General features: G+C 70.9%; 16 protein-coding genes and 1 pseudogene. 9 read left to right on the forward strand and 8 right to left on the reverse strand.

Annotation, left to right across the window (positions count from 1 at the left end):
• Nucleotides 1-49: 49 nt before the first annotated feature.
• From MHY49_RS06145 to MHY49_RS06165, 5 genes are all read right to left on the reverse strand, one after another.
• Nucleotides 50-907 carry a heme ABC transporter ATP-binding protein gene (locus MHY49_RS06145; protein ID WP_239203183.1) on the reverse strand — a complete coding sequence of 286 codons (858 nt, stop codon included), beginning with the start codon at nucleotides 905-907 and terminating at the stop codon, nucleotides 50-52.
• A complete protein-coding gene (locus MHY49_RS06150; RefSeq protein ID WP_239203184.1) occupies nucleotides 904-1,992 on the reverse strand; it encodes an iron ABC transporter permease in 1,089 nt (362 codons plus the stop codon). Before MHY49_RS06150 ends, MHY49_RS06145 begins: the two co-directional genes overlap by 4 nt.
• On the reverse strand, nucleotides 1,989-3,119 hold the full coding sequence (locus tag MHY49_RS06155; RefSeq protein WP_239203185.1) for an ABC transporter substrate-binding protein: 1,131 nt from the start codon (nucleotides 3,117-3,119) through the stop codon (nucleotides 1,989-1,991). The genes MHY49_RS06150 and MHY49_RS06155 overlap by 4 nt, the downstream gene beginning before the upstream one ends.
• 164 nt (nucleotides 3,120-3,283) lie before the next feature.
• Nucleotides 3,284-4,168 (reverse strand): DUF1684 domain-containing protein, encoded by an 885-nt coding sequence (locus tag MHY49_RS06160; RefSeq protein WP_239203186.1) that lies wholly within the window; start codon nucleotides 4,166-4,168, stop codon nucleotides 3,284-3,286.
• The gene (locus tag MHY49_RS06165; RefSeq protein WP_239203187.1) at nucleotides 4,165-5,178 is read right to left on the reverse strand and encodes a RimK family alpha-L-glutamate ligase; all 1,014 of its coding nucleotides are present in this window, start codon (nucleotides 5,176-5,178) and stop codon (nucleotides 4,165-4,167) included. The genes MHY49_RS06160 and MHY49_RS06165 overlap by 4 nt, the downstream gene beginning before the upstream one ends.
• A gap of 347 nt (nucleotides 5,179-5,525) precedes the next feature.
• Here MHY49_RS06165 and MHY49_RS06170 point away from each other — a divergent pair, with 347 nt between their 5' ends.
• The 9 genes from MHY49_RS06170 (at nucleotide 5,526) to MHY49_RS06210 (ending at nucleotide 16,845) form a co-directional block, all read left to right on the forward strand.
• Nucleotides 5,526-8,066, forward strand: a complete 2,541-nt coding sequence (locus MHY49_RS06170; protein WP_239203188.1) for an ATP-dependent DNA ligase — start codon at nucleotides 5,526-5,528, stop codon at nucleotides 8,064-8,066.
• 170 nt (nucleotides 8,067-8,236) lie between these two features.
• Nucleotides 8,237-9,802: an amino acid ABC transporter substrate-binding protein/permease gene (locus tag MHY49_RS06175; protein ID WP_239203189.1), complete on the forward strand. Its 1,566-nt coding sequence runs from the start codon at nucleotides 8,237-8,239 to the stop codon at nucleotides 9,800-9,802.
• Nucleotides 9,799-10,614 carry an amino acid ABC transporter ATP-binding protein gene (locus MHY49_RS06180; RefSeq protein ID WP_239203190.1) on the forward strand — a complete coding sequence of 272 codons (816 nt, stop codon included), beginning with the start codon at nucleotides 9,799-9,801 and terminating at the stop codon, nucleotides 10,612-10,614. The genes MHY49_RS06175 and MHY49_RS06180 overlap by 4 nt, the downstream gene beginning before the upstream one ends.
• A gap of 80 nt (nucleotides 10,615-10,694) precedes the next feature.
• The gene (locus MHY49_RS06185; protein WP_239203191.1) at nucleotides 10,695-12,113 is read left to right on the forward strand and encodes an MFS transporter; all 1,419 of its coding nucleotides are present in this window, start codon (nucleotides 10,695-10,697) and stop codon (nucleotides 12,111-12,113) included.
• Between the two features lie 20 nt (nucleotides 12,114-12,133).
• Nucleotides 12,134-13,210, forward strand: a complete 1,077-nt coding sequence (locus MHY49_RS06190) for an Ldh family oxidoreductase (RefSeq protein ID WP_239203192.1) — start codon at nucleotides 12,134-12,136, stop codon at nucleotides 13,208-13,210.
• Nucleotides 13,207-14,079, forward strand: a complete 873-nt coding sequence (locus tag MHY49_RS06195) for a dihydrodipicolinate synthase family protein (protein ID WP_239203193.1) — start codon at nucleotides 13,207-13,209, stop codon at nucleotides 14,077-14,079. Before MHY49_RS06190 ends, MHY49_RS06195 begins: the two co-directional genes overlap by 4 nt.
• 90 nt (nucleotides 14,080-14,169) lie before the next feature.
• The gene (locus tag MHY49_RS06200) at nucleotides 14,170-14,844 is read left to right on the forward strand and encodes a GntR family transcriptional regulator (protein WP_255719524.1); all 675 of its coding nucleotides are present in this window, start codon (nucleotides 14,170-14,172) and stop codon (nucleotides 14,842-14,844) included.
• A 59-nt stretch (nucleotides 14,845-14,903) separates the two neighbouring features.
• Nucleotides 14,904-15,863: a phosphoglycerate dehydrogenase gene (locus MHY49_RS06205; RefSeq protein ID WP_239203196.1), complete on the forward strand. Its 960-nt coding sequence runs from the start codon at nucleotides 14,904-14,906 to the stop codon at nucleotides 15,861-15,863.
• Between the two features lie 103 nt (nucleotides 15,864-15,966).
• Nucleotides 15,967-16,845: a Cof-type HAD-IIB family hydrolase gene (locus MHY49_RS06210; RefSeq protein WP_239203198.1), complete on the forward strand. Its 879-nt coding sequence runs from the start codon at nucleotides 15,967-15,969 to the stop codon at nucleotides 16,843-16,845.
• A 36-nt stretch (nucleotides 16,846-16,881) separates the two neighbouring features.
• On the opposite strand, the gene MHY49_RS06215 is transcribed toward MHY49_RS06210, so the two are convergent.
• The 3 genes and pseudogenes from MHY49_RS06215 to MHY49_RS06225 form a co-directional block, all read right to left on the reverse strand.
• Complete coding sequence (locus MHY49_RS06215) at nucleotides 16,882-18,423, reverse strand: sugar porter family MFS transporter (RefSeq protein WP_239203199.1); 1,542 nt, start codon at nucleotides 18,421-18,423, stop codon at nucleotides 16,882-16,884.
• A 167-nt stretch (nucleotides 18,424-18,590) separates the two neighbouring features.
• The gene (locus MHY49_RS06220) at nucleotides 18,591-21,182 is read right to left on the reverse strand and encodes an excinuclease ABC subunit UvrA (RefSeq protein WP_239203201.1); all 2,592 of its coding nucleotides are present in this window, start codon (nucleotides 21,180-21,182) and stop codon (nucleotides 18,591-18,593) included.
• Nucleotides 21,183-21,191: 9 nt separating this feature from the next.
• A pseudogene (locus tag MHY49_RS06225) lies at nucleotides 21,192-22,430 on the reverse strand (Na+/proline symporter).
• Nucleotides 22,431-22,454: the final 24 nt, after the last annotated feature.

Genomic DNA, 22,454 nt, shown 5'->3' on the forward strand with positions numbered 1-22,454 from the left:
CCGGGAGCTCCGGCAGCTCGGGGGCGACGGCGCGTCGGCTCCTGCGCGGTCACAGCGGCACCACCAGGGGCCGGCCGGAGGTCGGGTGCTCGAGCACGGCGACCTCGTGGCGATAGACCTCGCGGATCCGGTCGGGGGTGAGCACGTCCTCGGGCGGTCCGAGCGCGACCAGGCGCCCGCCGTCGAACATCGCGATGCGGTCGCTGCAGCGCGCGGCGAGGGTGAGGTCGTGGAGGACCACGAGCACGCAGCGGCCCTCCTGCGCGAGCTCGCGCGCCCGGGCCATGAGCACCTCCTGATGATGGAGGTCCAGAGCGGCCGTCGGCTCGTCGAGCAGCACCACCTGGGCGTCCTGGGCGAGGACGCGGGCGAACACGGTCCGCGCGAGCTCGCCGCCCGAGAGCGTCGTGACGTCCCGCCCGGCGAGGGCGTCGACGTCCGCCTCGCGCAGGCAGCGCTCGATGAGGGCGTCGTCGTCCGGGCCGACGGGGTGCGGGGCGCGGCCCATCGCCGCCGCCTCGTGCACGGTGAAGGAGAAGGCCTGGCTGTGGTGCTGGGTCATCACCGAGCGCCGCCGGGCCAGAGCCTTCGCCGGCCAGTCGGCCGTCGGCCTGCCGTCCAGCAGCACGCGACCGCTCGTGGGCCGCTGATCCCCCGAGAGCAGGGAGAGGAGCGTCGACTTCCCGGCCCCGTTGGGGCCGACGAGCGCCACGAGCTCGCCCCCGCTCGCCGAGAACTCGACATCCTGCAGCAGCACCGCACCGCCGATGGCGAAGCCGGCCCGTTCGACGCGGATCCACGGCTCGGTGCCGGTGGTGCCGGGCGCGGGCGCGCCTGCCTCCTCGGTGCCTGCCGCGAGGCCATCGGCCGCCGTGGCGCCGACGCGAGCCCCCGTCTGCGCGCTCACAGCCGCACCGTCCGCGAGCGCAGCACGAGCATGAGGAAGAACGGGGCGCCCATGATCGCCGTGAACAGGCCGATCGGCACCTCGGCGGGCGGGGCGACGGTGCGCGAGAGCGTGTCCGCGACGACGATCAGCAGCGCTCCGATCACGGCCGACATCGGCAGCACCCCGCGGTGCGCGGGCCCGCAGATGAGGCGCACGATGTGGGGGACGACGAGCCCGATGAAGCCGATCGTGCCCGCGAAGGCGACGCTCGTGCCCGTCAGCAGCGCCGTGGTCCCGATGACGATCTTGCGGGTCGTGGATACGTCGAGGCCCAGGTGGTGGGCCTGCCGGTCGCCGAGCGTGAGCAGGTCCAGGCGGCGCGAGAGCAGGATCATGATCGCCACGCCGACGAGGATCACGGGAGTGCCGATCGCGAGCTTCATCCAGTCCAGATCGCCCAGCGAGCCCATCTGCCAGAAGACGACCGTCTGCAGATCGTCGTCGTCGGCCGCGAAGGTGAGGAACCCGGTGATCGCGGCGAAGGCGGAGCCGATCGCGATGCCCACGAGCAGCAGCCGCGCGGTGCCCGAGTCCATGCCCGGGCGGGCGAGCGCGTAGATCAGCGTGGTGGCGAGGATGCCGCCCGCGAAGGCCGCGGCGGGCACCACCCAGGCGACCGCCGCACCGGTCAGCGGGGGAAGCAGCACGATCGCGGCGACGGCCCCGGTGGAGGCGCCGCCGCTCACGCCGATGATGCCGGGATCGGCCAGCGGGTTGCGGAACAGGCTCTGCAGCGCCGCGCCGGAGACCGCGAGCGCCGCCCCGGAGAGCGCCCCGAACAGCACGCGCGGCATCCGCAGGTCCATCACCACGGTGGTCTCGAGCGCCGGGCGCGCGGCGCCCTGCCCGAGGATCTCGTGCCAGATGACGCCCAGGACCGTGCTCGGACTGAGCTGGATGGGACCCGTGCCGATCGAGACCACGATCGCGACCACCAGCACCGCGCCGCTGATCGGCAGGCCGATCGCGAGCGGCAGGCGCCGGGTCCGCTCGCGCGCCGCACGGCGCGGGGCGGACCCGGCGGTGTCCTCGGCGGCGGTCACTTCGCGACGGCGGCGAGGGCCTTCACCAGCGCGATCGCACCGGCGCCGACGCCCACGCCGCTGACCTTGATCTGCTCGCTGGGCATGAGGAAGAAGGTGTTCGAGGTGCCCGCGGGGGTCTGCGCGAGGGTCGGGAAGGCGGAGAGGAAGCCCTTGAGCCCGCCCCACTCCTCGAGGTCGCCGTCGCCGGTGAGGATGACGTCGGGCTTCGTGTCCAGCAGGCCCTCGTCGCTGTACTTCACGGAGTAGCCGCGCAGGCCCTCCTCGACGCCGACGCTCGTCGCGCCCGCGGCCTCGATGATGTCGGCGGCGGCCGTGCCGGTGCCGACCACGGCGTTCGCCCCGCCCGCGCCGCTCGAGGTCACCGCGAGGATCCGCAGGCCGTCGATGCCGGTGCCCTTCGCGTCGGACGCGGCCTGGTCGAGCTGGTCCTCGACGGCGCTCGCGAGCTCCTCGCCCGCATCCTTCGCCCCCACGTACTCGGCGACGGCCCGGATCTTGTCGGCGATGGGCTGCTGGTCGTCGACCACGACGGCGTCCACGCCGGCTTCCCGGAACTGGGCCGCGGGCTTGCCGTGGCGCTTGACGTTGTTGCCGATGAAGAGCGTGCCCTTGACGCTCAGCAGGCCCTCGACGCCGGTCTTCTGGCTGAACTCGAAGTGCTCGGGCGCATCGAGAGCGGCCTGGGCGACGGAGTTCGTGGGGGCCGCATAGATGTTCTTCTGCAGCCCCAGCGCCGCGAGGATGTCGGCGACGTCCTCGCCGCCCACGATGATCTTCGAGATGTCCTTGACCTCGACCTTCTCGCCCGTGCCGTCGGTGACCGTCACCGGCAGCTCCGGGGTCGCCGACGCCGAGGGCAGGTCCGTGCCCTCCACCCAGGTCCAGCCCTCGGGCAGGTCCGACGGGGCGCCCTGCGCGCCGCCCGCCGCGGCCCCGGAGCCGCCGTCGGAGGAACCCGCGTCCGAGGCGGCGTCGTCAGCCGACTGGCTGCCCGCGCCGCACGCGGTGAGCGCGGCGAGGACGGCGGCCGACGGGGCGATCCCGAGCAGGGAACGCCGCGCGAGCGGGCGACGGACGGAGGGCTCGTGGGAGGAGGTGCGGGGGAGCGGGCGCGACGAGGTCACAGAACGGTCCTTCGGGTGAGCTGAGTGAGTATGCAGGTTCGCCTAAGTAGGCGTGCAGGGTCTACTAGATCACGATATGAGGGGAGCGTCACCCGGCGGCGGCAGGGGTCACACCACCGGCCGCTCCCGGGCGACGGCTCGCTCGCCCCAGACTCACGCCATGCTCACGCCGCGCTCGCGCGGGCGGCGGGCACCTTCTCCCCGGCATCCACGCAGAAGGGGAGGGTGTTCTCCCGTGGCGGCACCGGGCAGGTCGAGAAGTCCGTGTAGGCGCAGGGGAGGTTCACCGCGCGGTTGAAGTCGAGCACCGCGGAGCCGTCGGCCGACGGGGCGGGGACCGTGAGCGATCTGCTCGCCGCGTAGGTCGTGATCCCGCTGGTCGCGTCCCGGAACAGGACCGTCAGCGCGCCGTCCGCGCCCGCGAACGCCGTGAGGCGGTGGGTGCGCCCGTCGCGCTCGAACTCGAGGCGGCCCGGGCTCGAGAAGCTGTGCTGGATGCCGGGCAGCACGGCATCGACCCGGCGCGTGGTCGGCGCGGAGTCGGCGACGAAGCGGGCGTCGATCGCCCACTGCGGGTCGGCCGGGTAGGCCTTCGTCCCCGTGAAGGAGGCGAGGTAGGGGCTGTCCGCGCGGCGGGGCCGCAGCATGACGCCGCTGCCGCGCCGTGCAACCTCCGCGACCCCGTCGACGCCGTGCTCGGACGTGCCTGGCGCGCCCGACGCGCCCGACGCGCCGGACGCCCGGTCGACGAAGTGCAGCAGCACGGTGCCGTCGTGCATGAACGGTGCGAGCTGGCGGGTGCCGCGCAGCTCCTCGCCGCCTGCCGTGAGGACCTCGCCCTCGGCGAGCTCGACCAGCGGGCCCTGGGGGCCGACGGACCAGGCGCCAGGGACCCCGGGCGCGCGCAGCCGCGTGCGGCCCAGCCAGTGCAGCCCCGTCGCGGCGAGGATGCCGAGCGGGTCCGTACGCGAGCGCTCGTGCGCCTCGTGCCAGGCGGTCCACTCCGCGGTGAAGGCGCCGGTGGCGGCCGTCTCGCGTGCGGCGCTCATGCGGCGCCCCGCACGACGTCCAGCGGCACCGTGCCGCGCTCGGCGTCCAGGATCTCCCCGAACCATCGCGCGACCTGCCGCACCGCCGGCGTCGGGGCCTCGGCCTCGACCGCCGGGTTGTAATTGGAGTTCGTGTTGAGGTCGTAGGTGACGGTGCGGCCGTCGGTCGTGGTGAGGAACTCGATGCCCGCGATCTCGATCCCGAGGTCCGCCAGCAGCTCCTCGTACCGCCGGATCAGGGGCGTGCTCGTGGTGATCGAGTCATCGAGCCGGAAGGCCGGGGGAGTCGGGGTGCCGGGCAGGGCGCAGGCGTCCGCGGGGCACAGCTCGAAGCCGCCGGAGGTGTCCACGCGCACCGCGTACACGAAACGGCCGCCCACGAATTCCGCGCGCGTGATCACGGGCTCGGGGGCAACGAGCAGCTCCTGCAGAAGGGTGATGCCGTCGGCGCTCTCCTCGAAGTCCGCGCCGCGCACGTACTCCTCGAAGGACTCGTGGTCCTCGAAGCGGCGCACGCCCAGGCCCTTGCCGCCCTGGTCGTGCTTGGTGATGAAGGGGGCGGGCAGGGTGCGGGCGGCATCGACGAGCGAGCCGCGGTCGTGCACGGCAGTCGTGCGCGGCACGTCGAACCCGGCATGGCGCAGCGCCGCGTGCTGCTGGATCTTCGAGACCTCGAGGTCGGCCACGCGGGAGCCTCCCACCACGCGCCGCCCCCAGGACTCGAGCCAGGTGAGGGTGCCGCGCGCGACGTCCTTCGCGTGCGGGGCGCCGCGGGTGTGGGACGAAGCGCTCAGGCGGGACCAGAACACGCCCTGGGGAGGTTCGGCGTCGAGGTCGAGCACGCCGCCGTCGAGCGGCCACTCGATCAGCGGCACGCCGACGGCCTCGAAGGCCGCGGTGAACGGGGCGATCCACTCCGGGTTGTCGTGCAGCACGTGCACCGCCGGAGCGGCCGGGACCGCGGGCAGGGACGGGGCCGCGGATGCGGTCGGGAATGCGGGGTCGGACATCGGGCCTCCTGGACGTCGAGCTCTGGAGCTGCCGGAGCGGCGGGTGGGCCGACGCCAGCCCTCCCGCGGGTCGCGCGGCGGATCGAGGACATCCCGCGTCATCTGCGGACTCCCCGTTCCGCGCGACGCACGACCGGTGCAGGGATGCACCCGACTGCGCCCGGACACGCCGAGGCGGCAGTGATCGTGTTCTCCGAACGTAGCTTATGGGTGTCATAAGCGGATGGCAGGGGTTGGAGAATGTGGGCCACGTCGCGCGGCGCGCCGCGCCCCGAACACGGGGGTCCTGCGCAGCGGTGCCCTGGCCCGCCCGTGACAGGACGGGTGATCCGCGCAACAGTGGAGCCATGTCCGCACGGGAGCAGAAGGTGGAGGTCGACGGCCGCTCGCTGCGGCTCACGCACCTCGACAAGGTCATGTATCCCTCGACCGGCACCACGAAGGGCGAGGTCATCGACTACTACCGGCGCGCCGCCGGTGTGATGGTGCCGCAGGCCGCGCGCCGACCGGCGACGCGGAAGCGATGGGTCGACGGGGTCGGCACCGCCGAGCACCCCGGCAAGGTCTTCTTCCGCAAGGATCTCGAGGACTCCGCGCCGGACTGGGTGCCGCGAGCGGACCTCGAGCACCACGACGGCATCTCCACCTACCCGCTCGTGGACGAGGCGGCCGTGCTGGTGTGGCTCGCTCAGCTCGCGGCCCTCGAGATCCACACCCCGCAGTGGCGCTTCGACGCCGACGGTGAGTCGGCATGCCCTGACCGCCTCGTGCTCGATCTCGACCCGGGAGAGGGCGCCGGTCTCGACGACTGCGCCCAGGTGGCGCTGTGGTGCCGGGATCTCCTGGCCGGGATGGACCTCGACTCCTATCCCGTGACGTCGGGCTCGAAGGGGATCCACCTCTATGCCCCGCTGGACGGGACCTCCGCCGCCGACGAGGTCGCAGAGCTCGCGCAGCGTCTCGCGCGAGCCCTCGAGGACGAGCACCCCGATCATGTGGTCAGCGACATGAAGAGGTCCCTGCGCCGAGGGAAGGTCCTGGTCGACTGGTCGCAGAACAACGGGCACAAGACCACGGTGTGCCCGTATTCGCTGCGCGGCAGGGAGCGGCCGACGGTCGCCGCGCCCCGCACCTGGGACGAGATCGAGGACTCCTCCCTCGCCCAGCTCGACTTCGAGGAGGTCCTCGCGCGCATCGAGGACGGGACCGATCCCCTCGCGGCGCTCGGCCTCGAACAGCATGACTCGTCGGCCGCGGGAGGGGCATCGGCCGACGACGAGGCGTCGGCCGGGGCCGCGGACGATCGACTGCGCACATACCGCTCCAAACGCGACGCGCGCCGCACACCGGAGCCCGTCCCCGACGCGGCAGGGGAAGGACCTCAGGAGCGGGCCGATGCCGCGCGGCGCGCGCTCGAGGCACAGGACCCGATGTTCGTGATCCAGGAGCACCACGCCTCGAGCCTGCACTGGGACTTCCGGCTCCAGCACGACGGGGTGCTCGTCTCCTGGGCCGTCCCCAAGGGGCCGCCGCTCGAGGTGGACGTGAACCGGCTGGCGGTGCAGACGGAGGACCACCCGCTCGAGTACGGCACCTTCGAGGGAAGCATCCCCGAGGACGAGTACGGCGGGGGAGAGGTCACCATCTGGGACAGCGGCTTCGTCGAGATCGAGAAGTGGCGCGAGGGCCGTGAGGTCATCGCCGTCTGCCGCGGACGCGAGGACGGAGGGCTCGGAGGCGTGCCGCGCCGCTTCGCCTTCATCCACACCGGAGGCATGGGCCGCGGCGCCAGGACTGCGGCCGCGAAGAAGAAGGCGAAGGCCGACTGGCTGCTGCACCTCATGAAGGACCAGCCCGAGGAGGGATCGGCCGGTGGCCACGAGGAGACCGGTGCCCGCGAGGAGACAGGCGACCGCGAGGAGATCAGCCCGATGCTCGCGACGCCCGGCTCGCGCGAGGACATCGACGAGGACGACTGGGCCTTCGAGATGAAATGGGACGGTATGCGCGTGATCGCCACGATCACCTCGGCGGGCGTCCGCCTGACCAGCCGCGGCAGCACGGACGTCACCGCGACGTTCCCCGAGCTCGGGGAGCTGGAAGACGCGGTGGGCGGCGCCGGCTCCGGGACGGGACGCATCGTCCTGGACGGCGAGATCGTCGCCCTGGACTCCTACGACCGGCCCTCGTTCTCGCGCCTCCAACGGCGTCTGGGACTGACGTCCCGGCGCGACGTGGAGCGGGCGCAGGAGGAGACGGAGGTCCACCTGATGGTCTTCGACCTGCTCGAGGTCGACGGCAGGTCACTGCTGCGCACGCCGTACAGGGAAAGGCGCGACGCCCTGTTCGCGACCGTCGACCCCACCGAGCACGTGAACCTCCCGTACGCCGTGCGCGGGGACGTGGACCACGCGATCGCCCGCTCCCAGGAGCTCCAGCTCGAGGGCGTGATGGCGAAGAAGGAGTCGAGCATCTACCAGCCCGGGCGCCGTGCCCGCACCTGGCTCAAGATCAAGAACGCCCATCACCAGGAGGTCATCGTCGTGGGCTGGCGCGAGGGACGGGGAGCGCGCGCAGGCGGCATCGGCTCCCTGCTGCTGGCCGTCCCCGACGAGAACGGAGAGCTGCACTTCGTCGGGCGCGTGGGCACAGGCTTCAGCGAGGACGATCTCGAGCACGCGCACGAGCGCCTCCGCTCGCGATCGCGGAAGACGCCGCCGGTGAGCGGGGTCCCGAGCGCCGATGCCCGCGACGCCCACTGGGTGCGCGCCGACCTCGTGGGCGAGGTCCGCCACGCCGAGCGCACCCCCGACGACAGGCTGCGCCGGCCCGTGTGGAGGGGGTGGCGTCCCGACAAGGACGCCGACGAGGTGCGCTGGGAGTCCTGACCCCTCCGCGGGATCCTGCGAATGGGGTCCGGCACCCGCCTTGCTATGGTGCTCGTGCTGTACGACACGTCACGACAACATCGCACGTGCCGCCTTCGTCGGGCTCGCAGCCGTGCGGATCCCCTCAGGGCACCGATGCCCGGGCGGCCGCGAGGTCCGAGGAGGAACCGGTGTCGCCCCTTTCCCCGCCCGCACCAGGCATCCCGCCTGCGTCACCCATCGCGGCCCCGCCGCGCACCGCGTCGGCCGCCCTCGCGCCTGCGCCCGCCGGATCCCGGCCACCCGCCCTGCGCTGGATCGCTCTGCTCGCGGTCCTGCTCATGGCCGCGCTCACCGCCGCGGTGAGCGCGCAGCCGGCGCACGCGGAGCCGAAGGAGAAATACGTCGTCGGCACCGACACGACGTACGCGCCCTTCGAGTACACGGGCTCCGACGGCGACCTCGAGGGCATCGACATCGACCTGCTCAACGCGATCGCGAAGGATCAGGGCTTCGAGGTCGAGATCCGTCCGCTCGGCTTCGACGCGGCGGTGCAGGCGCTGTCCTCGAACCAGGTCGACGCCGTGATGGCGGGCATGACCATCACGGACGAGCGCAAGGACTCCTTCGACTTCACCGACACCTACTTCGTGGGCGGCGTGCAGTTCGCCGTGCCCGAGAGCAGCGACATCTCCTCCCTCGACCAGCTGAAGGGCGAGACGGTCGCCGTCAAGAACGGCACCACCGGCAAGGACTTCGCCGAGGAGAACAAGGACAAGTACGGCTACACGGTCGACACCTACCAGGAGACCACCGACGTGGTCGACGCGGTGAAGTCCGGGCACGCCGTCGGCTACTTCGACGACTACCCGGTGATCGCCTACGGCATCACCCAGGGGTCCGGCTTCAAGCAGGTCGGCGACCCGCAGGGCGGCGGTGACTTCGGCGCCGCCGTGAACAAGGGCAAGAACGCGGAGTTCCTCGAGAAGTTCAACGCGGGTCTGAAGAACCTCAAGAAGAGCGGCGAGTACGACACGATCGTCGAGAAGTACGTGGGCGCCCAGGGCAGCGACGGCGGCGGCGAGCAGGCGCAGAAGCCCGACCGCTCCGTGCTCACGGTGATCACGGACTACTGGCCGCAGCTGCTGCACGGCGTGTGGCTCACGTTCCTGTCCACCCTGGTCGCTCTCGTGCTGGCCTTCGTCCTCGGCATCATCTTCGGCTTCGCCCGGCTCGCGCGCTTCGCGCCCTTCCGCTGGATCGCGACCGCTTACGTGTACGTGTTCCGCGGGACACCGATCCTGGTGCAGGCGTTCTTCATCTTCTTCGCGATCCCGCAGATGTTCCCCGACCTCAAGATGGGGCCGTTCGTCGCCGGTGCGATCACGCTGACGCTGAACACCGGCGCCTACATGACCGAGATCATCCGCGGCGGCATCCAGGCCGTCGACTCCGGGCAGACGGAGGCCGCGCGATCGCTGGGCCTGGGCCACCGCAAGACCATGCAGAAGGTCGTGCTCCCGCAGGCCTTCCGCATCATGATCCCGACCTTCGTGAACCAGGGCATCATCACGCTGAAGGACACCTCGCTGCTGAGCGTCATCGGACTCGCCGAGCTCACCTACCAGTCCCGGCAGATCATCGCGACGACCTACATGTCCTCGCAGGTGCTGGTCGTGGTGGCGTTCCTGTACTTCGCGGTGATCACGGTGCTCACCCTGCTGTCGCAGCGACTCGAGAGGAAGTACGCGGTATGAGCGAGCAGACGAGTCCGAGCCCGCAGACGAGCGCCCCCGGCGGCGCGGGTGCCGGCGGTGCGACGAAGGGTGCGGGCGAGCGCCCCGAGAAGATCGTCGTCGAGGGGCTGCGCAAGAGCTTCGGCGACAACGAGGTGCTCACCGGCATCGACCTCACGGTGAAGGAGCGCGAGGTGGTCGCGATCATCGGCCCCTCGGGGTCGGGCAAGTCCACCTTCCTGCGCTGCCTGAACCGTCTGGAGGACCCCACCGGCGGGTCGATCGTCATCGACGGCGCCGACCTCTCGGGGCGGAAGGTGAAGATCGACGAGGTGCGCCAGAGGATCGGCATGGTCTTCCAGCACTTCAACCTCTTCCCGCACATGACCGTCCTCGAGAACATCACGCTCGCGCCGATCCAGCTGGGCAAGTGCTCCGCGAAGGAGGCCGATCAGCGCGCCCGCACCCTCCTGGACCGGGTGGGGCTCGCCGAGAAGGCCGACGCCAAGCCGGCCTCGCTCTCAGGCGGCCAGAAGCAGCGTGTGGCGATCGCGCGAGCGCTCGCCATGGAGCCCGAGGTGATGCTCTTCGACGAGGCCACGAGCGCGCTCGACCCCGAGATGGTGGGCGAGGTGCTCCAGGTGATCCGCGACCTCGCCGAGAACGGCATGACGATGATCCTGGTGACCCACGAGATGGGCTTCGCCCGCGAGGTCTCCAACCGCACGATCTTCATGGACGGCGGCGTCATCGTCGAGGCGGGAACGCCCGAGGAGATCTTCGACGATCCGCAGAGCGAGAGGCTCAAGGACTTCCTGGCCAAGGTGCTCTGAGCGCTCGGAGATCTGCGCGTCGATACAGTGCGCGACCGCGGCCCCCGCACCCCTCCGGTGCGGGGGCCGCGGTGCGTGCGGTGACCTCTTGCGCACTTATCGTCGACCGTTTACCGTTAACGAACGGGATACCGACGAACAAGGGAGTGACCGGTATGGCATCCGTGGCCATGGAAGACGATGCGCGCGGTGCGCGCCGAGCGGGGCGCCCGAAGGTCGGCGTGTACCGATATGCGGTACTCGCTCTGGTGACGCTCGGCGTCTCGGTGAACTACCTGGATCGTGCGACGATCAGCGTCGCCCTGCCGGACATCCAGCACGATCTGGGATTGGCAGAGGCCGCAACGGGTGTCGCGCTGTCTGCGTTCTTCTGGACCTACGCGACATTCCAACTGCCCAGCGGCTATCTGGCCGGACGCATCGGGCCCCGTGTGATGATCGGTGCGTCCGCGCTCTGCTTCGGTCTCGTGACCGTCCTGATGGGGTTCGCCTGGGGGCTCGTCTCCCTGATCGTGCTGCGCCTGCTGCTCGGTATCGGCGAGAGCCCTGCATTCCCTGCCTCGGCCCAAGTGGTGTCCCGGTGGTTCCCCCGCTCGGAACGCAGTTTCGCCTCTGCGACCTTCAACAACGGCAACCCGATCGGGTCCACGCTGTGCATTCCGCTCGTCGCTCTGCTGATCACGTGGGCGGGATGGCGCAGCGCCTTCTACGTGACGGGTGCGGTCGCGATCGTGTACGCGATCGCCTGGTGGTTCCTGTATCGCGACCCGCGCGCCTCGCGCTGGCTGCGCCGTGAGGAGCTGGAGTACATCGAAACGGACCAGGAGGAGGCCAACAGGGACGCTGATTCCCAGCAGACTGTGCCCTGGCGCTCTCTTTTCCGCCACCGGATGGTCTGGTCGATGATGATCGGATTCTTCTGCATCAACTTCGTGGCCTACTTCTTCATCACCTGGTTCCCCACGTACCTGGTGCGCACCTACGACCTCAGCCTGCTGAAGTTCGGGTTCATCGGAATGATCCCCGGGATCGCATCGATGCTCGGCGGATGGGCCGGCGGGCTGGTCTCAGATCGGCTCGTCCGACGAGGGGTGCCGGTGAGCCGCGCTCGCAAGATCTGCCTCGTCGGTGGGCTGCTGGGCACGTCGGTGATCATGCTCGCGGTGCTGTCGCCGACGGTCTCGACCGCCCTGCTCGCGCTCTCGCTGTCCTACTTCTCCTCGACCTTCGCGGCAGCCTCGGTATGGTGCCTGCCCGCCGACGTCGCTCCGGTCAATGCTCATGTGGGCTCTCTGGGCGGGATCCAGAACGCCGCGAGCAACTGCGCGGGCATCGTCTCGCCGATCCTCATCGGTGTGATCACCGGTGTGACGTCGTCCTTCGCGATCCCGTTGGTCATCGCGGGAGTCGTCGCCCTGCTCGGGGCCGCGAACTATGCGTTCGTGATGCCGAAGATCGCGCCGTTGCGCTCGACCGCGCCGCAGGCGGTGGGCGCATGACCGGCGACGATCCCCGGGAAGTGGAACTGGATGTCGATGAGCTTCAGGACCGGTTGCGACGAATTCTCGAGCACCTCGGGAGTCCAAGAGACGTCGCCACCGAGGTCTCCCTCCACCTGGTGAGCGCGGAGCAGTCCGGCCACGCGAGCCATGGCGTCCTGCGCATGCCGCAGTACGTGAGAGAAATCGGCGAGGGCAGCATCGATCCAGCGGGTCGTCCCACAGTCGTCAGGCGGTCGGGAGCAGCCACGGTCCTCGACGCCCATCATGGCTTCGGGCACTTCTCAGCGGCCATAGCCGTCGACATCGCCGCTCGGTCTGCGCGTGAGCACGGAGTCGCCACCGTCGCCATCCGGGATGCGACCCACATCGGCCGCCTCGGCGAGTACGCGGAACGGCTCGCCGCCGGCGGACTCGTCTCGATCATCGTCGCTGCGGCGGCCGGCCCCGGCATCGGCTCGATGGCTCCTTTCGGGAGCTCCACCGGCCTTCCCTTCCTCAACACCAATCCATGGGCGATGGGCTACCCCGGTGCGGACGCGCCGATCATCTTCGATGCGGCGATGTCCGTGATTCCCGAGGGCAAAGTCCATGCGGCCCTCGCGCGCGGCGAGGACGTCCCGGAAGGGGCGCTCCTGGACCGCCACGGCGCGCCATCCATGTCGCCGCAGGACTTCCTCGACGGCGGCACGCTGACTCCGCTCGGGGGCCTCGGGGCCGGTCACAAGGGATACGGCCTCGCCCTGTCCGCCGCGCTGCTCGGGGGCCTCGCACACGCCGATGCCGCCGCGCCGCAGCTGAACGGCCTCGCTCAGGTCCGCCGTGCGGACGAGGGCGGGCGGCGCACCGGGGGCGTCACGATCATCGCGCTCGACGTCTCCGCATTCAGCGATCGCGGCGCCGAGTATGCCGAACGCACCACGCGTCTCTCGGACGCGATCCGTGTCGACGGTGCGCTCGTTCCCGGCGATGTCGAGCGAGCGGCTCGGCGGCGTGCCGACGGCACCGTGACGCTTCCCCTCGAGACCCACCGCGCGCTCGAGGCGCTCGAGCGCGGATCCGACCCCTCCACGTCCACATCTGAGGAGACCTCATGACCACGACCCGACCGATCATCCTCACCGCTGCCCCGGTGGGCTTCACCGCCGACGGTGCCGTCGACCTCGATGCCTCGCGCAGCATCTTGGAGTTCATCCGGGACTCCGGTGTCGACGGCTCCTTCGTCCTGGGAACGACGGGCGAGTTCCCTTCGCTCTCCCGCGAGGAGCGCCGGGCGCTCGCCGCACTGAGCCTCGAGGTGCTCGCGGATCGCCAGGTGGTGGTTCACGTGGGAGCACCGAGCATCCACCAGGTCCGCGAATTGATCGATGACGCCCGTGATGCCGGCGCACGCGCCGTCGCGGTCCTGACTCCCTACTACCTGCCCGCGAGCACGACGGCCATCGTCGACTTCTTCCGCGAGGCGGCGGCCGCCGCCGAGGGGCTCGATGTCTTCGCCTACCTCTTCACGGCGAGGACGGGGAACGCCGTCGGAAGTGATCAGCTCGCCCAGATCGCACAGATCCCCGGGATCATCGGTGCGAAGGTCAGCGGAGAGACACTCGAGCACGTCGCCTCCCTGCGCAAGTCCGTTCCGGCGGACTTCCAGCTGCTCACCGGATCGGACGCCGAGATCGCGCGCGTGACCTCGCGTGGGATCGACGGGGTGATCTCCGGCGTCGCCTCGGTGCTGCCCGAACCGTTCGTGGCCGTCGCGGAGGCGCTCTCCGCAGGTGCCGCGGAGGACCAGCTGGAGCCGTTGCAGTCCGATGTGGACCGCGCGGTCGAGCTCATTCGGGGAGATCCGGAGCGGATGAAGGCGGGGCTGGCGGCACGAGGCGTCGACGCCGGGACCAGCCGTATGGCCCTGGATCGACCCGAGCCGGAGCTCGCTGACCTCGTCAGGTCGTTCTCGGGGGTCTCGTGACGCGGAGGCCTGGGGGAGAGGGGAGGACCGGTGACGATGCCTTCGTGGGACGGGCTACGGTAGTCCGGACCGTCGAGCGGAGAGGCCCACATGCACCAGAACCGGCTGCGCAGCGTCCCCATCGGAGTTCGGCTCGCAGAGACGTTGAGGGATCGGATCGTGCGAGGGAGCATCCCTGCGGGGACGCACCTCGTGGAGGATCGAGTTGCGGAGGAGTTCGACGTCAGCCGCGGACCCGTGCGGGATGCGCTGCGCATCCTCTCGATCGAGCAGCTGATCGAGCCGGTGGGGCGCAGAGGTCTTCGAGTCATAGGGCTGGGACCCGACGGGGTTCGCGACCTCTATGCCGTCCGTCGCGGTCTGGAGACCGTCGCGGTCGCCGAGGTGTGCCGCACTCGAGCAGAGGGCGGCTTGGGCCCGCTGCATCGGAGTGTGGAGACCATGCGGGGCAGCACCGGCGACGTCGATGCCTTTGCGACGAGCGACCTCGCTTTCCATCGCGCCCTCTACGAGACCTCGGGAAATCGGAGACTGCTCGCGCTGTGGGAGCAGATCGAGCCGCTCTTCGCCTGCATCCTCGCGATCACCAACAGCATCGACGGCGACCTCGAGCCCGTCGTCGTGGACCATTCGACTCTTCTAGAGGTCATCGCCTCAGGCGATGAGCGCCGAGCCGTCGACGTGCTCGAGGAGCACCTCGACGGCTCGCGGCGACGCATCATCACTGCGCTCGAGCAGGTCTGGGCACACTCCGACGGTTCCTGACAGGGGCCCGGGGCGGTGACAGTCCGCGGGCGCACCGACTACGAAGGAGCCTTCACCCCATGAGCACAGCCCCCATCGTCCTGGCCTGCCCCTCCGATTACGAGAACGTCTCCGCCGAGGGCGCCCGCGCGCTCGCAGACGCAGGGTTCCGCCTCGTCCTCAATCCCCATGACCGCCCGCTGACGGAGCACGAGGTCCGCACCCTGGGCGCCGAGGCCGTCGCCGCCGTGGTCGGACTCGAGGAGTGGACTGACAAGCAGATGGATGCCCTGCCCTCGCTGCGGATCCTGTGTAAGCAGGGCGTCGGGGTCGACAACATCGATCTCGAGTCCGCGCGGGCGCGGGGGATCGTCGTGACCAACGTCCCGGGAGGGAATGCGGGCGCGGTCTCCGAGTTCACGGTGGGGCTGATGATCGCGGCCCTTCGGAACCTTCCCCAGGGCGAGCGTGCAGCGGCGGACGGGGATTGGAGCCGATTCCCCGGCCGGGAGATCTCCGCCCTGACCGTCGGCCTGCTGGGCTTCGGCAGGATCGCGCAGCTCGTGGCGAAGAAGCTCGTCGCCTTCGACGGGACAGTCATCGCCCACGACCCGTTCCCGGACGAGGAGTCCGCCCGTCGGTTGGGGGTCGAGCTCGTGGGTCGCGAGGAACTCCTCGCGCGCAGCGAAGTCCTCTCGCTGCACCTGCCTGTTCTGCCGGAGACCGTGGGCACAGTCGATACGGACTTCCTCCGCTCCCTGCGAGACGGAGCGTTTCTGGTCAATACGGCTCGCGGCGCCCTCGTGGACGAGACCGCTCTGTTGGCTGCGCTCGACGGCGGAGAGCTTGCCGGGGCAGCCCTGGATGTCTTCTCCACGGAGCCGCTGCCCGCTGGCAATCTCCTCGCGCAGCATCCTCGTGTGCTGGCCACTAACCACATGGCCGCGGAGTCACGGGAGGCCTACGCGGGTATCTCGCGGGCGAATGCTCAGGCGATCATCGACCTCGTGGACGGTCGCGAGCCAGCGAACGCCCTGTGAGTTCCGAGGGAGACTGATGCGGCATCCGGGGAGGCTCCTCTACGGTCTGAACTGCGGAGTCGACTCCGCGAATGCACTTTTGGCCTCCGCAGAAAGCGATCCCGTGCCCAGCACTCCCACTACCGCCACCTCGCCCGCCCAGCCCTGGTCCGAGATCCCGGCCGGCCCGCACGACGTCCGCCTCGTCGTCGCCGACATGGACGGCACGCTGCTGACGCCCGAGGGCGAGGTCCCCGGCGATTTCTGGGCGCTGCAGGAGCGTATGCGCGGCCAGGGGATCGAGTTCGTGCCCGCGAGCGGGCGCCAGCTCGCGACCCTGCGTGCGACCTTCGGGGCGGACAACGGCAGCGCGCCGGGCATCGAGACCTACGTCGCCGAGAACGGGACGCTCGTCGTCCACGACGGAGAGGTCGTCGCGACCACGACCGTCGACGCTCCGACGGCCGCGCGCGTCATCGCCCGCGTGCGGGAGCTCGTCGCGGGCGGCCTGGACCTCGGCCTCGTGGTCTGCGGCGTCGAGACCGCGTACGTCGAGAGGGACGACGAGGCCTTCCTCGCCGAGGCCCGGAAGTACTACCACCGGCTCGAGATCGTCCCCGACCTCGACGCCGTGCAGGGGGAGGTCCTCAAGCTCGCGGTCCACGACTTCGCCGACGCCGAGGCGACCTCCGCCGAGTTCACGGACCTGGCCGAGACCCACCAGGTGGTCGTCTCGGGCGCGCACTGGATCGATGTCATGAACCCCGAGGCGGACAAGGGCCGGGGGATCCTCGCGCTCCAGGCGGCGCTCGGGATCACGCCCGCGCAGACCGCCGTGTTCGGCGACTACCTCAACGATCTCGCGATGTACGACGTGGCCGAGTGGTCGTTCGCGATGGCCAACGCCCACCCGCGGATCACCGCCGCCGCGAGGTATGCCGCACCCAGCAACGCCGAGCACGGCGTGGTGCGCGTGCTCGAGCGTCTGCTGGGAACGGCGTAGGCCAGGCCGGGCCAGCCCGGGCAGGCCCGCCGCGCCTCAGCGCAGCGCGGCCGGGGCCACCGACGGCTGCGAGGGATCCTCGCGGTTGACGGGGCCCTCGAACAGGAGGATCGACTCGTCGGCCCCCTTGCCGTTGGTCTCCGGCAGGAAGCGGTGCACGAACAGCACGCCCAGCAGGCACAGCACCGCGAAGATGATCATCACCCAGCTGAGGCCCAGGCCGTCGCGCAGCGGCGGGAACGCCAGGACCAGGGCGAAGTTCGCGAGCCAGTTGACGGCTGCCGCGATCGCGGCGGCGCGCCCGCGCACAGCGGTCGGGAAGATCTCGCCCTGCAGCAGCCAGCCGGTGCCGCCCACGCCGATCGCGAAGCTCGAGATGAACAGCGCGAAGGTGATCATGAGGACCACGAGCTGCGCGGTGCCCGTGAGGGTCGCATTGCCGATCGCGCCGATGACGAGGAAGACGATCATGAAGCCGAAGCCGCCGATGGAGAGCTTGCGCCGGCCCAGCTTGTCGATCCAGCGGAACGCGAAGTAGGTCGCCAGCACGTTGACGATCGCGAGCACACCCGCGGCCATCACGCCGGCGATCTCGGCGTCCACGGGGTTCCCGGCGTCGGTGCCGAAGTACGGGCCCAACAGCTCGGGACCGTAGTAGAACGCGACGTTGATGCCGGTGATCTGCTGGAAGACGAAGAACACGCAGACCACGACCAGGGCGCGCCGCACGGCGGGCGTCCACAGGGTCGTGTTCGCCAGGCGGCGCACGCGCTCCTGGACGGCGAGGGCCTCCGCGTGGACCTGCTCGGCGGTGGCCTCGATGTCGAGCTTGCGCATCGCGGTCAGCACGTCGGACTCGCGTCCGCGCTCGAGCAGCCAGCGCGGGGACTCGGGCATCCGCGCGCGCAGCAGCAGCGAGAGGATCGCGGGGATGAAGCCGACGCCCAGCATGATCCGCCAGTCCACGGTGACCGCGGAGTCGGGGAACGCCTTGAGCAGCAGCACGGCGATGACATACGCGCCCAGGATGCCGATCGTGATCATCCACTGCTGGATGACGGCGAGGGAGCCGCGGCGCTTCTTGGGCGCGAACTCGGCGATGTAGGCGGTCGCGATCGCCGAGTCCGCGCCGATCGCGAGGCCGATGATGATGCGGCCGATGATCAGGGTGGTGGCCTCGGGGGCGAGCGCCGAGATGATCGAGCCCAGCGCGAACAGCGCGGAGTCGACGAGCAGCAGGGACTTGCGGCCGAAGCGGTCCGTCAGCGGACCGGCGAGCAGCGCGCCCACGAAGGAGCCGAGCGAGGCGCCGGCGACGGTGATGCCGGTGCCCCAGGACCCCAGGTCGAAGGGCAGGAACACCAGCGCCGAGCCGATGTTCGAGGAGTCGAAGCCGAAGAGGAAGCCGCCGATCGTCGCGAGCACCGCGAGGTACAGGTACAGACCTTTGACGTCCCGCGCGTCGAGCGCGGCGAGCACTCCGCCTCCCGGCGGAGCGGCATCGGGGGTCGAGGCATGATCGGGGCGTCCGGTGGGATCCGGGACGGGGCCGCTGGCATTCTCCGGTGAATTCGACACGGCCGGGACTGTACTCCTCGACCGGAGGGACTGCGTCACGTGAGGGTCCGACGCGGGGTCCGACGGGGGCGAGATGTCCGGAATCCTGCGATCCGTGGGGGTCCGCCAGGGTCCGCGAGGGTCCGCGCGCTCGCGCGGCGTGACGCAGCAGTCACCCGGGCGCCGGATCAGCTCCCGGTGTCGGCGCTGCGGTCCAGGTGCGAGCGCAGGAAGCGCCCGGTCGCGCTGTCCGGATCCTCGGCCAGCTCCTGCGGGGCGCCGGTCGCGACGATCCTGCCGCCCGCGGCCCCGCCGCCGGGCCCCATGTCGATCACGTGATCGGCGTTGGCGATCATGTCGAGGTCGTGCTCGATCACCACCACGGTCGCGCCGTTGCCCACCAGGCGGTCGAGCACGTGCAGCAGTGTGCGCACGTCCAGGGGATGCAGGCCGACGCTGGGCTCGTCGAAGACGAAGAGCGCGTCGGCCTGACCGCGGTCGATGTGCCCGGAGAGCTTGAGGCGCTGCGCCTCGCCGCCGGAGAGCGCCGGGGTGTCCTCGCCCAGGGTCAGGTACCCCAGTCCCAGGTCGATGAGGGCCTGCAGGCGCCTGCGCACCGCGGGGATGTCGCCCACCTCCTCGATGGCCTCCTGGACCGTGAGTCCCATGAGGCGGGGGAGCGTGACGCCGCCGCGCGGGTAGGCGTCGGCCGCGGGGGAGTACCGGGTGCCCTCGCACTCGGGGCAGTCGATGTCGACGTCGGGCAGGAACTGCACGTCCAGGACCACGCGCCCGGTGCCCTCGCAGCGCGGGCAGCGCAGGGACCCCGTGTTGTAGGAGAAGTCGCCCGCGCCGAGGCCCGCCTCCTTCGCCTCGGGGGTCCGTGCGAAGGCACGGCGCAGGTCGTCCAGGACCCCGCTGTACGTGGCGACGGTCGAGCGGATGTTCACGCCGATCGGGGTCGCATCGATCTGGTGGACGCGGCGGATCCCGGCGGCATCCAGCGTGCGCACGTGGCCGGGGAGGACCGGCCGGGGCGAGTCGTCGGCCGACGACGCGTCAGCCGACGACGGGGCGGGGCCCTCCTCGGGCGACCCTCCGTCGGCCCCGCGGGCCGTCGCCGCGCGCAGCGCCGGGACCAGGGACTCGAGCACCATCGTGGTCTTGCCCGAGCCCGAGACCCCGGTGACCGCCGTGAGGCGGCCGAGAGGGAGGCGCACCGTCAGCGGATGCACCGTGTGCAGGGCGCTCGTGGTCATGGCGATGGTTCCGCGGGCGAAGGCCTCCGCGGAGGACGCCTGCTCGCGGACCACCACGTCGGCGCTGCCGTCGAGGAAGCCGGCGAGACGGGAGCGCCCGGAGTCGATCACCTCCTGGATGCTGCCGCTGGCGGTGACCTCGCCGCCCTCGCGGCCCGAGCCCGGGCCGATCTCGATCAGGTGGTCCGCCTCGCGCAGCACCTGCACGTCGTGGTCGACGAGGAGCACGGAGTTGCCGTCCGCCAGGAGGTCCCCGATCAGCGCGAGGAGGCCGTCGATGTTCGAGGGGTGCAGGCCGATGCTCGGCTCGTCGAGCACATAGAGCACGCCCGTGGTGCGGTTGCGCACCGCCCGCGCGAGCTGGACCCGTTGGCGCTCGCCGGTCGAGAGCGAGGAGCCCGCCCGGTCCAGGGAGAGATAGCCGAGGCCCAGCTGCACGAGCCGGTCGGCCATGCCCGTGAGCTGGGAGACGAGCTCACGGGCCATCGAATGCATGTCGGAGGGCAGCGGGTCGATCACGGTCGGGGCCCAGGCCAGGAGGGCGTCGAGGGTCTGGGCGGTGGCGTCGGCGAGGCCGAGCTCGCCGATGCGCGGAGCACGCGCGGCGGGGGAGAGGCGCGTCCCCTCGCAGTCGGGGCACACGGTCTCCACGAGGAAGCGGCTCACGCGGGCCAGGCGCTTCTCGCTGTCGGCGCGGCGCAGCTCCTCGGTGACGGTGAGGCGGGCGTTGCGGAACGTGAAGTCGAGGTCGTGCACGCCCTTCTTCGAGGTCACCGTGATGTGCTTCTTCTCCTCGGGGCCGGCCAGCACGATCTCGCGCTCGGCCTCGGTGAGATCCCGGAAGGGCACGTCCGTGCGGACCCCGAACTCGCGGGCGATATCGGGCTGGACGTTGAAACCGAACATCTGCCACGGGGCGACGGCCCCCTCGTCGAGGGACTTCGAGGGATCCGGGACGAGGGCGGCGTCGTCGACCTCGCGCACCGTGCCGATGCCCTCGCAGCGCGGGCACGCGCCCTCGGAGTTGAAGGCGAGGGCCTCCGCCCCCGGGGCCTGCACGTCGGCGCCGCAGACGGGGCAGGAGAACGGCACCTCGGCGGCGACGTCGATCGTCGGCGGGACCCGGTGGCCGTTCGGGCACAGGTGCGAGGCCAGGCGCGAGAACATCAGCCGCAGCACGTTCAGCAGCTCGGTCGAGGTCCCGAAGGTCGAGCGCACACCGGGGACCGACGGCCGCTGGCGCAGCGCGAGCGCCGCGGGCACGTGGGTCACGGAGTCGACCGCGGCCCGCGGGGCCTGGGACATGCGCCGACGGGTGTAGGTCGAGAGCGCTTCGACGTACCGTCGCGACCCCTCCGCGTAGAGCACGCCGAGGGCGAGCGAGGACTTGCCCGAGCCCGAGACCCCGGCGATCGCGACCAGGGAGTCCAGCGGTACGTCGACGTCGACGTCGCGCAGGTTGTGCACGCGCGCGCCGCGCACCTCGATGGTCGTGGGGCGGGGGATCCGATGCGGGCTCACCGCCCCACGCTATCGGGGTTCGCGGCGCACGTACACGGACTTCGTGCCGAAGATCGTGAGCGGGCGGATGTCGTGCCCGTCGGAGCCCGGGCGGAGCGCGCTCCGGGCGAGGGAGACCAAGTAGCCGACGACCACGGTGCCCACGAAGGCGAAGCACGCGACCAGGAACGGGGTCGAACCGGAGTCCTGGACGATCCAGGCGGCGATCGAGCCGACTACGAGGCCCGCGATCACTCCGACCGCGTTCGCCCGCCGGGTGAAGATGCCCAGCGCGAAGACCGCGGCGATCGGCGTGCCGAACAGTCCCAGGATCGACAGGAACAGGTTCCAGGTCTCCGCCTGATCGGTGCTCGCCAGGTACAGCGCCGCGCCCGTGCCGATGATCCCGGCGAGGATGATGATGACACGGGCGAGGCCGACGGAGGCCGCCTTCGCGCCGCGGCCCACCAGGAACCGGTCCCACACGTCCACCGTGAGGCAGGCCGAGATCGAGTTGAGCGAGGAGGACAGCGTCGACTGGGCGGCGGCGAAGATCGCCGCGAGCACCCCGCCCGAGACGCCGGCGGGCAGCACGTGCACCACGAAGTAGGGGACGATCGCGGAGGTGTTCACCGAGTCCGGCAGCGGGCTCGTGTGCTTGAAGTAGCTCTAGAGAAGGGTGCCCATGCCGTAGAACAGCGGGATCGTGATGAGGGAGAGCACGCCGTTGGTCAGCAGCGAGCGGGCCGTCTCCCGGCTGCTCGCGGTGGTCTGGTAGCGCTGCACGACGTCCTGGCTGCCGGTGTACTGGTAGAGGTTCGTGAACACCGAGCCGATGAAGATGATCGGGATGGAGGCGCCGAGCATCCCGCCCAGGTCCCAGTCCTTGCCGGAGAACAGCTTGTCGTCGGCGATCGCGTCGTGCGCGACGGTGCCCAGGCCGCCGTCGATCGTGAACAGGCCGAAGCCGATGATCACCACGGCGCCCAGCAGCAGGATGATGCCCTGGATGACGTCGGCCCAGATGACGCCCCCGATGCCGCCCAGGAAGGTGTAGACGATCGAGAGCAGGCCGACGATCGCCGCGACCAGCACCGGATCGATCTCGGTGACCGAGGCGATCGCGAGGGTGGGCAGGTAGATGACCACGGCGATGCGGCCGATGTGGAAGAGCACGAACATCAGCGAGCCGATCACGCGCATCGCCGGGCTGAAGCGCTCCTCGAGGTAGTCGTAGGCGGCGGCGCGGCGTCGCCTCGGCCCGGTCACAGCTGCGCCTGGGATGCTGGCGGC

The sequence above is a fragment of the Brachybacterium sp. ACRRE genome (assembly GCF_022346485.1).
GTDB classification, from domain to species: Bacteria; Actinomycetota; Actinomycetes; order Actinomycetales; family Dermabacteraceae; genus Brachybacterium; species Brachybacterium halotolerans.

Coding starts and splice junctions, on each gene's coding strand:
- MHY49_RS06160 (WP_239203186.1), bottom strand. CDS start 4,168: ATGAGCGCCGCACGCGAGACGGCCGCCACCGGCGCCTTCACCGCGGAG.
- MHY49_RS06165 (WP_239203187.1), bottom strand. CDS start 5,178: ATGTCCGACCCCGCATTCCCGACCGCATCCGCGGCCCCGTCCCTGCCC.
- MHY49_RS06170 (WP_239203188.1), top strand. CDS start 5,526: ATGTCCGCACGGGAGCAGAAGGTGGAGGTCGACGGCCGCTCGCTGCGG.
- MHY49_RS06180 (WP_239203190.1), top strand. CDS start 9,799: ATGAGCGAGCAGACGAGTCCGAGCCCGCAGACGAGCGCCCCCGGCGGC.
- MHY49_RS06195 (WP_239203193.1), top strand. CDS start 13,207: ATGACCACGACCCGACCGATCATCCTCACCGCTGCCCCGGTGGGCTTC.
- MHY49_RS06200 (WP_255719524.1), top strand. CDS start 14,170: ATGCACCAGAACCGGCTGCGCAGCGTCCCCATCGGAGTTCGGCTCGCA.
- MHY49_RS06205 (WP_239203196.1), top strand. CDS start 14,904: ATGAGCACAGCCCCCATCGTCCTGGCCTGCCCCTCCGATTACGAGAAC.